Below are 14,793 nucleotides of genomic sequence, written 5' to 3'. Positions count from 1 at the left end.
TTTCACTTGAAGACCTTACGGTCGGTATTGGGACGCGCCACGCGCGCCGGATTGCCGAGCGCGATCACGTCGTCTGGAATGTCGCCGTACACGACCGAGCCCATGCCGATGATCGTATTCGAGCCGATGCGCACGCCCTCCTTGATCAGCGCACCCATGCCGATATAGCTGCCGCTGCCGATAACGCTCGCGCCTCCCAGATTCACCATCGACGAGATCACCGTGTGGTCGCCGACCTGCACGTCGTGGCCGACGATCGCCATCGTGTTCACACACGCGTGGGCGCCGAGTACGGCATCGCTGGAAATCGAGCAAAAAGGCGTGACGATCACGCCGTCGCCCACGCGCGCACTCGCGGCAACAATCGAGCTGGTGTCGATCACGCGCCCGAGGCGGGCGCCCTCTGCACGCAGTTTCGCTGCGAGCTTTTCGCGCCCGGCCGGTTCGCCAACCGCAATCACGAACTCGCACTGATCCAGCTCTTCACGGATCTCGTCGAAGCGCAGTACGTTCGCACCGTGACGCACGCGTTCGTCGCAGATGTCATCGACGAAACAGATGTCGGCCCATGCCTTCGTGGCTGCGTTCTGGCGCCGGGCGACGTCCATGACTTCCTTGCCGAAGCCGCCAGCGCCGTAAATGAAAAGTTTGCGTGTCACGTTAGAAACCTGCGAAAAGGCAAGACACGCGTAACGTGCCTGGCGCCGTGAAGGGCTGCTGCGGCACGTCGGCCGGCGGCCCAGATGTCGCGAGAATTCCGTGGGAGGAGTATGCAGGCAGACGCCCTGGATCGAATCGCAGAGATGGCACGAAAAAACCCTCCAATTTACGGCTTGTGGACGGGCTGGACGGGCGCAAACCGGGCGCCAGGCGGACGTCTGGAGTCGGTTAGGTCTGCAAGGGCTGCGGGTATTGCGGGAAGCGAGGTCGGATCGACGGGCGCAATGAACCGCTTTATCGTCCACCGTGGGCGGAGGTCATGGGCGGTCTATGGATTGATCCGGGAATGCCAAAGCTGCGCGAGTGCGCGTCGAGTCTCGAAAACTGCGGTGGGATTACGGATGGAGAAGCGATGCAATTCTTGGCGCGCCCGGCTGGGATCGAACCAGCAACCCCTGCCTTCGGAGGGCAGTACTCTATCCATTGAGCTACGGGCGCGTTGCCATTTATTGCCATTCGAGCGCTGCGATCAGCCCGATGAACACGGGGGAGATAGCAACGTCAAAGAGACCGAGAGAATACCCGGTTTCCATGACGGCGTCCACCTGGCGGCCTTTTGAAGCCTTGAGCGGCGCGGCTCGCGGCACAATGCGGCAAGAAGCGCGACAATCCCGGCCGATGATCCGTCACGAATTGCAAAACCACCCGCCGGCAGCCGCACCGGCTTCGGGTAAACGCCCGCTGAACACCCCTCGCGCGCGGCCACCGGCGGCGAAACCTTGCGTCTATAATCGTCCCTGTTTGCTCAATCGCAAGGCTAATGCCGTCCTGCTGTACCGCTCACCAAAAAACCAACGGGAGACGAGACAAGCATGAGCGAAGCACCCCACGGAGCCCCGATCAAAACGCCCGGCCAGCTGATTGCCGCTGTCATTGCCGGGTTTGCCGTCCCCATCGTCATCATCATTCTGCTTGCGTACTACGTCGATAACACGACGCGCACCGGCGCAGGCACCGACGAGCTTTCTGTCCAGCAGGTCACCAGCCGTATTGCGCCCATCGCGCAGGTGTCGGTTCGCGACGCCAATGCGCCGCGCGTCTACAAGACCGGCGAGCAGGTCTATCAGGCGGTCTGCTCGGCGTGTCATGCGAGCGGCGCGGCTGGCGCACCCAAGTTCGGCAACTCGGGCGACTGGGCGCCGCGCATCGCGCAGGGCTACGACACGCTCTGGCACACGGCGCTCGCCGGCAAGGGCGCGATGCCCGCGCGCGGCGGCACGAACCCGGACGATTATTCCGATTACGAGATCGGCCTCGCCGTCGCCTATATGGCGAACCACGGCGGCGCGAACTTCCAGGACCCGCCCAAGCCCGCGCCAGGCGCAGCCAACGCCGCGTCGGGTGCGGCGGCCGCAGCGCCGGCCTCCGGTGTGATGGACGCCAACGCCGCGCAAGCCTCGGCGGCGGCCGCAGCGATCGCCGCGATTCCCCAGACCGGTTCGGCACCGGCAGGCGGCGCGACGCAAAGCGCCGACGCCTCGCAGGCCGGCAAGGCGCTTTACACGCAGGTCTGTCAGGCCTGCCACGCGGCGGGCGTGCTCGGCGCGCCGAAGTTCGGCAACAAGGCCGACTGGGCGCCGCGTCTGAAAGATCCGATCGACACGGTCTACAACTACGCGCTGCACGGCAAAGGCCAGATGCCCCCGAAAGGCGGCTCCAACGCCTCCGACGCCGACGTCAAAGCCGCCGTCGATTACATGGTGAGCGCCGCGAAGTAAGCCTGCCGCGCATCGCTGAAAGCGCTGAATGCGTAGAAGGCGCAGAAAAACAAAGGGCCGCATCGTCGATCGATGCGGCCCTTCACGTTTTCAGCGTCGTAAAACTCAGCCCTTCTGCAGCAACGCCTTCAAGCTCGCCAGCCGGTCCTTCGGCGACATCGGCGCTTCCTCGGCGGTCGGCGGCGGCGCGTCGTCCAGTTCCATCTCGGGGATGAAGCGCGACGCTTCGCACACCACCGTCTCGCGCGCCCGCTTGCGCTTCTTGCACCAGTTCAGATGCAGGCTGCGCTGCGCACGCGTGATCGCCACGTACATCAGACGGCGCTCTTCCTCGATGCGCGAATCGTCGATGATGTCGTCTTCCGAGCCGCCACGGTGCGGCATGATGCCTTCCTCGACGCCCACCAGGAACACGTGCGGATACTCCAGCCCCTTTGACGCATGCACCGTCGAAAGGCGCACCGCGTCCGGGTCTTCTTCCTTGCCTTCGAGCATCGACATCAGCGCGACGGTCTGGATCAGGCCCATCAGGTTCTTGCCGGTATCGGCGAGACCGTCGGTGTTGTCGTAGCCGGTGGCTTCACTGTCTTCGCCGATCTCCTGCTCGGGCTTGGTGCCCTTGCGCTTGAGCCACTCGAGGAATTCCAGCACGTTCTGCCACTTCGACTGCGCCTGGCGCTCGTCGAAGGCGTCGTACAGATAGGCCTCGTAGTGGATCGCGTCCATCAAATCGTCGAGCACGACGGTCGCCGGTTCCTTGAGCGCGCGCTCGGCCAGACGCTGCATGAAGTCGCAGAACACGCGCATCGGTTCGACCTGGCGCGCGGACAGCCGCGCCTCGATGCCGCCCATGTACACCGCCTCGAACAGCGACACCTTCGCCTGCCCCGCAAACGAGCCGAGCGCTTCGAGCGTGGTGTTGCCCACGCCCCGGCGCGGCGTCGTGATCGCGCGGATGAAGGCGGGATCGTCGTCGTGGTTGGCGATCAGGCGCAGATACGCGCAGATGTCCTTGATTTCGGCTTTATCGAAGAACGACTGGCCGCCCGAGAGCACGTACGGAATGCGTTCGCGGCGCAGCACCTGTTCGAAGATGCGCGCCTGGAAGTTGCCGCGATACAGGATCGCGTAGTCGCGAAACTGCGCGCGGCGCTCGAACTTGTGCGCGGAAAGCCGGAACACCACCGACTCCGCTTCGTGCTCTTCGTCGTTGCAGGGTGTGACGGTGATCGTGTCGCCCATGCCGTGCTCGGACCAGAGCTTCTTCTCGAACAGCTTCGGATTGTTCGCGATGACGTTGTTCGCCGCCGTCAGAATGCGCACCGTCGAGCGGTAGTTCTGTTCGAGCTTGATGACGTGCAGCTTCGGATAATCCTTGCCGAGCTGCGCCAGATTTTCGATCGTCGCGCCGCGCCAGCCGTAGATGGCCTGGTCGTCGTCGCCCACGGCCGTGAACGCCGCGCGCGGGCCCGCCAGCAGCTTGAGCAGCTCGTACTGGCAGGTGTTGGTGTCCTGGTATTCGTCGACCAGCAGGTAGCGCAGCTTGTTCTGCCAGCGCTCGCGCACCTGCTCGTTCTTCGCGAACAGTTCGGCGGGCAGGCGGATCAGATCGTCGAAGTCCACCGCCTGATAGGCGTGCAGCGTCGCCATGTAGTTGCGGTAGACGATGGCGGCCTGGTGTTCGTCTTCGTTCGAAGCCGTCGCAAGCGCTTCCTCGGGCATCACGAGGCCGTTCTTCCAGAGCGAAATGATCGACTGGATCTTGCGGATAAAGCCTTTATCGGTCGAGCCGACCTGCTCCTGGATCATGGAGAAACAGTCGTCCGAATCCATGATCGAGAACTGGGGCTTGAGGCCGAGATGCTCGGCTTCCTGACGCAAAATCTGCACGCCCAGCGAGTGGAAGGTACAGACCGTGAGCTGGTGAGCGGGCACCTTGCGGCCTTCCTTGCCGGGCGTCGTGAGCGTCTTGCCTTCGAGCAGCTTGCCCACGCGCTCGCGCATTTCGGCGGCGGCCTTGTTGGTGAAGGTGACGGCCGCGATATGGCGCGGTTCGAAGCCTTTCGCTTCGATCAGGTGCGCGATCTTCTGCGTGATGACGCGCGTCTTGCCGCTGCCCGCGCCGGCGAGCACGAGACAGGGACCGTCGAGATAGCGCACCGCTTCGTTTTGGGCGGGGTTCAGACCTGCGGACATCGTTGCCTGGAAGTGAAAAACGGGTGGTTACGGCTGGGAGGCGCGGGCTTCGTTCGCGCTGTCTGCGACGCTGGACGGCGCAGACGCGGCGAGCCGCGCGGGCGAGAGGCGAAACAACCAGGGCGCGGCTGGTTCAGCGCACCGGGCCTCTCGCGCGAGAGGTGCGATGTTAACACGCCCGGCCGCCCTGCCGATGTCACCCCGCTAATGGCCGATCCAGGCCCGCTCGCCACGGCTCATCTGTCCCTTGCGGGCCGCCACGCGCGGCGTCGTGCGTGCCAAAATAGCCCCTTGCCTCCGCCTGCGGCCACGCTACCCGCGCTGCCGCCGGGCATGCTGCATCACCGCTGCATCACCTTCTGCAAACCGCTGGAAAGAGGACGCGCTTCATGACTGCACCGCTGCAAATCGGCCTGATGGGCTACGGCTTCGCCGGCCAGACCTTCCACGCTCCCGTGATCGCCCATAGCGGCGCTGCCACGCTTGCCGCCATCGCCACGAGCCAGGCCGAGCGCGCGCAGGCCGATTACCCGGACGCCGCGATCGTGCCCGATATCGACGCGCTGCTCGCACTCGACGCCATCGAATGCGTCGTCATCGCCACGCCCAACGACACGCATTACGAGCTCGCGCGCCGCACGCTGGAGCGCGGCAAGCATGTGCTGGTCGACAAACCCGTCACGCTCACCGCCGAAGAGGCGCGCACGCTCGCGGCCATCGCGAAGCAGCGCGGTCTGGTGTTCGCGCCCTTCCACAACCGCCGCTGGGATGGCGATTTCCTCACCGTCAAACAACTGATCGCGAACGGCGAGCTTGGCCGCGTCACGCATTACGAATCGCACTTCGACCGCTTCCGCCCGCTGGTGCGTCAGCGCTGGCGCGAGGACGCCACGCGCGGCGGCGGCCTGCTCTACGATCTCGGCCCGCATCTGATCGACCAGACGCTGGCCCTGTTCGGCGCGCCGCAAGCGGTGACGGCCTTCGTCCACACGCGCCGCGACAACGCCAGCGCACCCGATTACGCGCATATCGTGCTGCGTTACGACGGTCTCGACGCCGTGCTGCACGCAAGCGCGCTGGCCGCCTACGCGCCGCGTTTCGCGATCCACGGCACGCGCGGCAGCTACCTGAAGAACGGCCTCGATACCCAGGAAGACCAGTTGAAGGCGGGCCTGCGCCCCGGCCAGTCCGGTTTCGGCGCCGGCAACGAGGCCGGCCGCCTGCACACCATGGCCGACGACGGCCAGGAGTCGGAGTGCGAAGTGCCCAACGCAGCCGGCAATTACGCCGATCTGTACCGCGCGCTGGCGGCCGCGATCCGCGACGGCCAGCCGTTCCCGGTGAGCCCGCAGGACGCCATCGACGTGATGACGATCGTCGAACTGGCCATGCAAAGCGCAGCCGAAGGCCGCACGATCGCGTTTTCGCGTGCTGCCTGAGCCTTGAGGCTTGTGGCTTGAGCGTCGCTACCTTGCAGTCCGCCGACGCGGCTGAAAGGTCCATACAAACGGTTACATCTGCCGCAAGCCGCGCGGTCATCGCACCGCGCGCGCGGGACGTTTGCCGACGTACAACGCCAAAAAGAGCAGCAATGACCACAAGGAGAGTCGAAGCAATGACCCGTATCAACCGTGCCTTCCGCCGTACCGTTCAATTCGCCGCCGCGAGCGCGCTCGTTTCGACGCTCGCCGCGTGCGTCGTCAACCAGCCCGCTGTGCGCAGCGGCCCGAATCCGCATGAAGTGGCCGTGGACCGTCTGCATCAGATCGATGCGCGCATCGACAACCTGAGCCATCGCATCGACAACCGCGTGAATCAGGGCTACTACCCGCCGCCCCAGGGTGGCGCGCTGCATCACCGTCTCGACACCATTCGCGGCGAAGCGCACGACATGGCCGCCCAGCATGGCGGCGGCATTTCGGGCGACGAACAGCACGTGCTGAATCAGGAACTCGATACGGCGGCGCGCGCGATCGGCGAATAAATCCGCCGCAGCGCATCGCTTGACGCAACGGGCCGCCTTCGCGCGGCCCGTTTTCTTTTGCGCGCGCGCTGGAACCGAACGAACCAAACGAACCAAACGGGCCAGATCGCAAGCCAAAAATCGCCTGTCTGCGAGAGCACGGCGAGCACAAACGCCCTCGCGCAATCCCTTGCCAGGCGGCCATCACAGCCTTTCGCGCGTCGCTACCCGCCGCCCCGAAACCCATTTTTTCCGGATTGACATAGCCCCGCGGCGTCCAGCACAATCGCTGCGCGCGTCGGGAGAGCGCGCCGTCGAAGTCGGATGGCGCCGCCGAAGGGGCAACCCACAAACTCTCAGGCAAAAGGACCGTGCGCGCCGGACCGCTGGATCGCCGCAGGCGAATCGGCACTCAGGTCCGCAACTCTGGAGAGCGGCAGTAGGACGGCGGCGCGGATCGTAACGCACCCGGACGTTCAGGCTGCCCACCGAAGGGGCGCGCGTCTTTCGAGGCGCAATCTCTCAGGTATCGAGGACAGAGGGGCCATGCAGGAAACGACCACGGGCATTGTGCCGGCGGCGTTTCCTGCATGGCCTTTTTCGTTTTCGCGCGAAATCACGTGAATTCCGCACGAAACCTCGCGACCGCCTGAGGCCCCATGACCGAACTCAAACGCACCCCGCTGAACGACACGCACCGCGCGCTCAATGCCCGTATGGTCGACTTCGGCGGCTGGGACATGCCCGTCAACTACGGCTCGCAGATCGACGAGCATCGTGCCGTGCGTACCGACGCCGGCATGTTCGACGTCTCGCACATGTGCGTGGTCGATTTCGCCGGCGCGAAGGCGCGCGAGTTCTTCGCCCGCGCGCTCGCCAACAACGTCGCCAAGCTGACGGTGCCGGGCAAGGCGCTCTACTCCTGCATGCTCAACCCCGAAGGCGGCGTGATTGACGACCTGATCGTCTATTACTTCGCCGACGATGCATTCCGCACCGTCGTCAACGCGGGCACCGCCGAAAAAGACATCGCCTGGTTCGACAAGCTCAACGCCGAAGGCGGCTTCGGCCTGACCATCACGCCGCGCCGCGATCTGGCGATCGTCGCCGTGCAGGGCCCGAACGCCCGCGAAAAAGTCTGGCAGGTTGCGCCCTCCTCGCGCAGCGCCTCCGAAACGCTCAAGCCTTTCAATGCCGCGAAGATCGAAGCGACGCCGTTCGGCGAGCTGATGATCGCGCGCACCGGCTACACCGGCGAAGACGGCTTCGAAATCGTCGTGCCGGCCGCCGCCGTCTGCGAACTCTGGGATGCGCTGGTACGCCAGGGCGTGAAGCCCTGTGGCCTCGGCGCGCGCGACACGCTGCGCCTCGAAGCCGGCATGAATCTCTACGGCCAGGACATGGACGAAGGCGTTTCGCCGCTCGACGCGGGCCTCGCCTGGACCGTCGACATGAAAGAGCCGCGCGACTTCACCGGGCGCGCCGCGCTCGAAGCCAATGGCACGCGTTCGACCTTCGTCGGCCTGATCCTGCATAAGGAAAACGGCAAGGCCGCGGGCGTGCTGCGCGCCCACCAGAAGGTCCTCACGGCGCAGGGCGAAGGCGAGATCACGAGCGGCACTTTCTCGCCGACGATGCAGGAATCGATCGCCTTCGCGCGCGTGCCCGCGGGCGTGCAGCCGGGCGACGCCGTGCAGGTGCAGATCCGTGACAAGGCCCTTCCCGCAAGCGTGGTAAAACTCCCGTTCGTGCGCAACGGCAAGGTGCTGGTCGCCTGATCCTGTCCGCATAGACAGGCTTCGCGCCGCGCACGCCTCCCTCTTTTCAAGCCCTATAAGCAACCACGCACTGGAGCAACCATGAGCATCCCGGCCGATCTGAAATACACCGAATCGCACGAGTGGGTCCGCACCGAAGCCGACGGCACGCTGACCGTCGGCATCACCGATCACGCGCAGCAGGCGCTGGGCGACATCGTCTTCCTGGAACTGCCGGAACCCGGCCGCAAGGTCCACGTCGATGAAGCGATCGCCGTGATCGAGTCGGTCAAGGCCGCATCGGACATCTACGCACCGGTCGCAGGCGAGATCGTCGCGTCGAACGCCGAACTCGTCGATACCCCCGACGATGTCAACACCGAGCCGTACGAGTCGTGGCTCTTCAAGATCAAGCCCGCAGCAGACGCCAGCCTCCACCGGCTGATCGACGCCGCCGCCTACGAAAAGGCAATCGGCGCATAACCCCAACCGCATCGGCGCGGCGGCGCGAGGCTCCTGACGGGCCTCACGCCGCCCGCCGGCAGGAAATTTCATGAAGCTCGAACACCCGGATCGTCTGATGAACACCTCGCCCTCGGCTATTTCGCTCGCGGCACTCGAAGCCCACGACGCCTTCGCCGCCCGTCACATCGGCCCCGATACGGCCGACCAGCAGGCGATGCTCGATGCGCTGGGCTTTGCCTCGCGCGCCGCGCTGATGGACGCGGTGATTCCGGCGCAGATCCGCCGCAAGGAAACGCTGCCGCTTGGGCCCTTCGCGCAACCGCGCTCGGAAGCCGAAGCGATCACCGCCCTGCGCGCGCTCGCCGACAAGAACCAGGTGTTCCGCTCGTACATCGGGCAGGGCTACTACGACACGCATACGCCGGCCGTGATCCTGCGCAACGTGCTCGAAAATCCGGCCTGGTACACGGCTTACACGCCGTATCAGCCGGAAATCTCGCAGGGCCGCCTCGAAGCCCTGCTCAACTACCAGCAGATGATCGTCGACCTCACGGGTCTGGCGATCTCGAACGCCTCGCTGCTCGACGAAGCCACCGCCGCCGCCGAAGCCATGACGCTCGTGCAGCGCGTGGGCAAGTCGAAGTCGAACGTGTTCTTTGTCGCCGACGATGTGCTGCCGCAGACCATCGAAGTCGTGCAGACGCGCGCAAAACCGATCGGCATCGAAGTCAAGGTCGGTCCGGCGGCTGACGCCGCGCAGGCAGGCGCTTTTGGCGTGCTGCTGCAATACCCGGGCGCGAACGGCGATGTGCGCGATTACCGCGAACTCGCCCAGGCCGTGCACGCGGCAGGCGGCGCGGTGATCGCCGCCGCCGATCTGCTCGCGCTCACCGTGCTCACGCCGCCCGGCGAATGGGGCGCGGACGTGGCCGTGGGCAACTCGCAGCGTTTCGGCGTGCCGATGGGCTTCGGCGGCCCGCACGCCGCTTACCTCGCGGTGAAGGACGAATTCAAGCGCCAGATGCCGGGCCGCCTCGTGGGCGTGACCGTCGATGCGAACGGCAACCCGGCGCTGCGCCTCGCGCTGCAAACGCGCGAACAGCATATCCGCCGCGAGAAGGCCACTTCGAACGTCTGCACGGCGCAGGCGCTGCTCGCGATCATGGCGAGCATGTACGCGGTCTATCACGGCCCGCAAGGCCTGAAGCGCATCGCGCTGCGCGTGAACCGCGTCGCGGCGATCCTCGCGGCCGGCGCGAAGCAACTGGGCTACACGCTCGCCAACGAGTCGTTCTTCGACACGCTCACCTTCGAAGCCGGCGCGCGCACCCAGGCGCTGCACGACGCGGCGCTCGCACGCGGCATGAACCTGCGCCGCGTGAGCGAAACGCGCGTGGGCGTGTCCGTCGACGAAACCACGACGCGCGCCGATCTGGCCGACCTGCTCGCCGTGTTCGCGCAAGCCGCGTTCGCGGGCGAAACGCCGTCGGTCGACAAGCTGGACGCCGAGCTTGCCGCTGCAACGAACGCGGCGAACGCGACGAACGCGACGTTCCCGGCCGCGCTCGCGCGTGAAAGCGCCTACCTCGCGCACCCGGTTTTCAACCGTCACCATTCGGAAACGGAAATGCTGCGCTATCTGCGCAGCCTGTCGGACAAGGACCTCGCGCTCGACCGCTCGATGATCCCGCTCGGCTCGTGCACGATGAAGCTCAACGCCACGTCGGAAATGCTGCCGGTCACGTGGCCCGAGTTCGGCCAGATTCACCCGTTCGCGCCCGCCGAACAGACCGTCGGTTATCGCGAAATGGTCGATCAGCTCGAACAGATGCTGGTGGCCGCGACCGGTTACGCCGCGGTTTCGCTGCAGCCGAACGCCGGCTCGCAAGGCGAATACGCCGGCCTGCTGATCATCCAGGCGTACCACGCCTCGCGCGGCGAAGCGCACCGCAACGTCTGCCTGATTCCGGCTTCGGCGCACGGCACGAACCCGGCATCGGCGCAAATGGCCGGCATGCAGGTCGTGGTGGTGGCCTGCGATGCGCAAGGCAACGTCGATATCGCCGATCTCAAGACCAAGGCCGATCAGCACGCCGCGAAGCTGGCGGCGATCATGATCACGTACCCGTCCACGCATGGCGTGTTCGAACAGAACGTGCGCGAAGTCTGCGAAATCGTTCACGCGCATGGCGGCCAGGTGTACGTCGACGGCGCGAACATGAACGCGATGGTCGGTCTCGCAGCGCCGGGCCAGTTCGGCGGCGACGTCTCGCACCTGAACCTGCACAAGACCTTCTGCATTCCGCACGGCGGTGGCGGCCCGGGCGTCGGTCCGGTCGCGGTGGGCGCGCACCTCGCGCAGTTCCTGCCGAACCAGCTTTCGTCGGGCTACAAGCGTTCGAGCGATCAGGGCCACGGCATCAGCGCGGTGAGCGCGGCGCCGTACGGCTCGGCATCGATCCTGCCGATCTCGTGGATGTACATCGCCATGATGGGCGCGGAAAACCTCACCGCCGCCACCGAAACCGCAATCCTCAACGCCAACTACGTCGCGAAGAAGCTCGCGCCGCACTTCCCGGTGCTGTACAGCGGCCCGGGCGGACTGGTCGCGCACGAGTGCATTCTCGACCTGCGCCCGATCAAGGATGCAAGCGGCATCACCGTGGACGACGTCGCCAAGCGTCTGATGGATTACGGCTTCCACGCGCCCACCATGAGCTTCCCGGTGCCGGGCACGCTGATGGTCGAGCCGACCGAATCGGAATCGAAGGAAGAGCTGGATCGCTTTATCGACGCGATGGTTGCAATCCGTGAGGAAATCCGTGCCGTCGAGGAAGGCCGCGCGGACAAGGAAGACAACCCGCTGCGTCACGCGCCGCACACGGCCGCCGTGGTGATCGCGAACGACTGGAAGCACGGCTACTCGCGCGAGCAGGCGGCCTATCCGCTGGCGTCGCTGGTGGCGCGCAAGTACTGGCCGCCGGTTGGCCGCGCCGACAACGCGTATGGCGACCGCAACCTGTTCTGTTCGTGCGTGCCGGTCGGCGAATATGCCGACGAAGCCGCCGCTCAGGGCGCGGGCGAGTAACACGCGCCCGGCGCCGCACGCTCTGTCGCGCCGTCTCGTGGCCGCCTGCCGGCCCCGCTGCGAGGCGTTCGAGCCGCCGCGCGCCCCTTGCGGGGCCGCGGCGGCTTTTGCGCAACGTACATTTGCCGCCGCAAACGTCCGCCAAACCGTTAACATCACACACCTGTCAGCCTTGAACCAGGGAGTCGCGCATGGCGCGGAAGGTGGAAACGGCCTTTGCCGGGCATGCTCAATCAATTACGCAGGCGATCCGGGCGCGCACGCGCGTCGCGGCCTGTCTGCTGGGCGCGGGGCTGATCGCCCTGGGCGCGGCGCAACCGGCGCGCGCGGCGATGAACTTCTGCGCGGCGCCCGCGCTGCAAACGAGCGAGCGCACCAATGCCGATCCGGGCGTGAAAGCGCTCGTGGCCGAAGTGCAGTCGCACGTGAACGACACGCCGCATCCGCTTGCGAAGCTGCATACGGAAGGCACGCTGCCGCACGAGGGGATTTACGACCAGAGCGTGGAGGCCGAGAAAGAACTCGACCTGATGCGCAATGCAGCGCTCGCCTGGCGCGCGACCAGCGACGACCGCTATCTCAAGCTGGTCGACCGCTTCCTGCTCGCCTGGGTCACGACCTATCAGCCGAGCTTCAATCCCATCGACGAAACGCGTTTCGAAGGGCTGATCCTCGCCTACGACATGACCGCCAGCGCGCTGCCCGTGAAAACGCGCAACGCCACGATGGTGTTCCTGAACAAGTTCGCCAACGGCTACATCCAGCAGGTGGATGCGCAGCCGCGCCCGCTCAAGGGCACTTTCGCGAACAACTGGCAGAGCCATCGCGTCAAACTGATTTCGATGATCGCGTTCACGCTCGACAACCGCAAGATGATTGCGACGGCGCAGCGCCTGTTTATCGAGCATATCGGCGACAACGTTTCGCCGGACGGCTCGACGCTCGACTTCGGCGAACGCGACGCACTGCATTACGTGACCTACGATCTGCAGCCGCTCGTGACGGCCGCGCTCGCTGCGCGCCGCCACAACCGCAACTGGCTGCCGGAGCGCGCCGCCAACGGCGCCACGCTGGCGGCCGCGCTGGACTGGTTGACGCCCTACGCCACGGGCGACAAATCGCACGACGAATTCGTGCATTCGAGCGTGCCGTTCGACGCCAAACGCCGCGAAGCCGGGCTGCCCGGCTACACCGGCGCATGGGACCCGAAGAACGCCGCCGAGCTGTACCACCTTGCAGCGCGACTGGACGGCCGTTACACGCCGATCGCGCTGAAGCTGGCGCCCACGCCACCCGCGTGGGTTGCCGTCTGCCTGCCGTTGCCGGCGCGCTAGAAGCGCGTGATGGGTTGCAGCGGTGGCGCATTGAGTCCGATGCCGCGCACCGCACCGTGCGGCATCCCCTGAAAACCGACACGATCAAGCAGGAGCAGTACCCATGGCAGTAAGCGTTTTCGATCTCTTCAAGATCGGCATCGGGCCTTCGAGCTCGCACACGGTCGGCCCGATGCGCGCGGCGCTGATGTTCGCCGAAGGGCTGGAACGCGACGGGCTGCTCGCGCCCACCGCCTCGGTGAAAGTCGAGCTGTACGGCTCGCTCGGCGCCACCGGCAAGGGCCACGGCACCGACCGCGGCGTCATGCTCGGCCTGATGGGCGATGCGCCCGACACCGTCGATCCCGACACCATCAACGAACGCCTCGAAGCCGTGCGCACCTCGCGCCTGCTCGCGCTGCTCGGCCATCACACGATCCCCTTCGTGATGAAGGAGCACATCGCGTTCTATCGCCAGGCGCTGCCCGAACACCCGAACGGCATGAAGCTGCGCGCACTCGACGCCAGCGGCGCGACGCTGCGCGAAAGCACGTATCTCTCGGTGGGCGGCGGCTTCGTCGTCACGGCGGGCGCGCCCAATACCAAGGTGCTGTCCGCGGTGGAGCAGATGCCGCATCCGTTCCGCTCGGGCGCCGAATTGCTGGCGCTGTGCGCCTCGACGGGCAAGAGCATCGCGCAACTGATGCTCGAAAACGAGCGCGTCTGGCATAGCGACGAGGAAATCCGCTCGGGCCTGCTGCGCATCTGGGACGTGATGCAATCGTGCGTCACGCGCGGCTGCGGCATCAATAATCCCGATGCCGAAGGCACGCTGCCCGGCCCGTTCCAGGTCAAGCGCCGCGCGCCGCAGCTTTATCGCGCGCTCACCGCGCACCCGGAGCGCGCGTTGCAGGACCCGCTCTCGATGATCGACTGGATCAACCTCTACGCGATCGCCGTCAACGAAGAAAACGCCGCGGGCGGGCGCGTCGTCACCGCGCCGACCAACGGCGCCGCCGGCATCATCCCCGCCGTGCTGCACTACTACGTGCGCTTCACGCCCGGCGCGAACGAGCAAGGCGTGATCGACTTCCTGCTCACGGCCGCAGCCATCGGCATTCTCTACAAGCTCAATGCGTCGATTTCGGGCGCGGAAGTGGGCTGCCAGGGCGAAGTGGGCGTGGCCTGCTCGATGGCGGCGGGCGCACTCGCGGCCGTGATGGGCGGCACGCCGCTGCAGGTGGAAAACGCCGCGGAAATCGGCATGGAACACAACCTGGGTCTCACCTGCGATCCGGTCGGCGGCATGGTGCAGATTCCGTGCATCGAGCGCAACGCGATGGCGTCGGTGAAGGCCGTCAACGCCGCGCGCATGGCGCTGCGCGGCGACGGCGCGCATTACGTCTCGCTCGACTCCGTCATCAAGACGATGCGCGAAACCGGCGCCGACATGAAGACGAAATACAAGGAGACCTCGCGCGGCGGCCTGGCGGTGAATATCGTCGAGTGCTGATCGCAGGCTGATGCACCGGCGCACACATATCGAAGCAGGATCGTAAAACCCGATTCAGGA

10 protein-coding genes, 1 tRNA gene and 2 riboswitches are annotated in these 14,793 nt (G+C 65.9%); of the genes, 8 read left to right on the top strand and 3 right to left on the bottom strand.

Annotated elements, in window-relative coordinates; genetic code table 11:
- Positions 1-2 precede the first annotated feature (2 nt).
- Positions 3-659 carry an acetyltransferase gene (locus G3N59_RS13975; RefSeq protein ID WP_346777881.1) on the bottom strand — a complete coding sequence of 219 codons (657 nt, stop codon included), beginning with the start codon at positions 657-659 and terminating at the stop codon, positions 3-5.
- Between the two features lie 423 nt (positions 660-1,082).
- Positions 1,083-1,158 (bottom strand) — tRNA-Arg (locus G3N59_RS13970).
- A 374-nt stretch (positions 1,159-1,532) separates the two neighbouring features.
- Between G3N59_RS13970 and G3N59_RS13965 the strand changes: the two genes are divergently transcribed.
- The gene (locus tag G3N59_RS13965) at positions 1,533-2,438 is read left to right on the top strand and encodes a c-type cytochrome (protein ID WP_205983210.1); all 906 of its coding nucleotides are present in this window, start codon (positions 1,533-1,535) and stop codon (positions 2,436-2,438) included.
- Between the two features lie 105 nt (positions 2,439-2,543).
- Here G3N59_RS13965 and G3N59_RS13960 read toward each other — a convergent pair whose 3' ends face one another.
- Positions 2,544-4,634, bottom strand: a complete 2,091-nt coding sequence (locus G3N59_RS13960; protein WP_205983209.1) for a UvrD-helicase domain-containing protein — start codon at positions 4,632-4,634, stop codon at positions 2,544-2,546.
- 389 nt (positions 4,635-5,023) lie between these two features.
- On the opposite strand from G3N59_RS13960, the gene G3N59_RS13955 reads away from it, so the two are divergent.
- From G3N59_RS13955 to G3N59_RS13925, 7 genes are all read left to right on the top strand, one after another.
- The gene (locus G3N59_RS13955; protein WP_205983208.1) at positions 5,024-6,073 is read left to right on the top strand and encodes an oxidoreductase; all 1,050 of its coding nucleotides are present in this window, start codon (positions 5,024-5,026) and stop codon (positions 6,071-6,073) included.
- Between the two features lie 176 nt (positions 6,074-6,249).
- A complete protein-coding gene (locus tag G3N59_RS13950; RefSeq protein ID WP_205983207.1) occupies positions 6,250-6,618 on the top strand; it encodes a hypothetical protein in 369 nt (122 codons plus the stop codon).
- 268 nt (positions 6,619-6,886) lie between these two features.
- A riboswitch (glycine riboswitch) is annotated at positions 6,887-6,978 on the top strand.
- 35 nt (positions 6,979-7,013) lie between these two features.
- Positions 7,014-7,146, top strand: a riboswitch (glycine riboswitch).
- Positions 7,147-7,256: 110 nt separating this feature from the next.
- Positions 7,257-8,375, top strand: coding sequence for a glycine cleavage system aminomethyltransferase GcvT (gene gcvT / locus G3N59_RS13945; RefSeq protein ID WP_205983206.1), 1,119 nt, complete (start codon positions 7,257-7,259; stop codon positions 8,373-8,375).
- Between the two features lie 81 nt (positions 8,376-8,456).
- A complete protein-coding gene (gene gcvH / locus G3N59_RS13940; RefSeq protein ID WP_205983205.1) occupies positions 8,457-8,837 on the top strand; it encodes a glycine cleavage system protein GcvH in 381 nt (126 codons plus the stop codon).
- A gap of 70 nt (positions 8,838-8,907) precedes the next feature.
- Complete coding sequence (gcvP, locus tag G3N59_RS13935; RefSeq protein ID WP_205983204.1) at positions 8,908-11,907, top strand: aminomethyl-transferring glycine dehydrogenase; 3,000 nt, start codon at positions 8,908-8,910, stop codon at positions 11,905-11,907.
- Positions 11,908-12,098: 191 nt separating this feature from the next.
- A complete protein-coding gene (locus G3N59_RS13930; protein ID WP_205983203.1) occupies positions 12,099-13,241 on the top strand; it encodes an alginate lyase family protein in 1,143 nt (380 codons plus the stop codon).
- Positions 13,242-13,344: 103 nt separating this feature from the next.
- Positions 13,345-14,733, top strand: coding sequence for an L-serine ammonia-lyase (locus tag G3N59_RS13925; protein WP_205983202.1), 1,389 nt, complete (start codon positions 13,345-13,347; stop codon positions 14,731-14,733).
- Positions 14,734-14,793 lie beyond the last annotated feature (60 nt).

The sequence above is a fragment of the Paraburkholderia sp. Ac-20340 genome, assembly GCF_017104965.1.
In the GTDB taxonomy this organism is placed as follows: domain Bacteria; phylum Pseudomonadota; class Gammaproteobacteria; order Burkholderiales; family Burkholderiaceae; genus Paraburkholderia.
The sequence above is the reverse complement of the archived record's forward strand: the minus strand, read 5'-3'. Positions and strand labels throughout refer to the sequence as shown.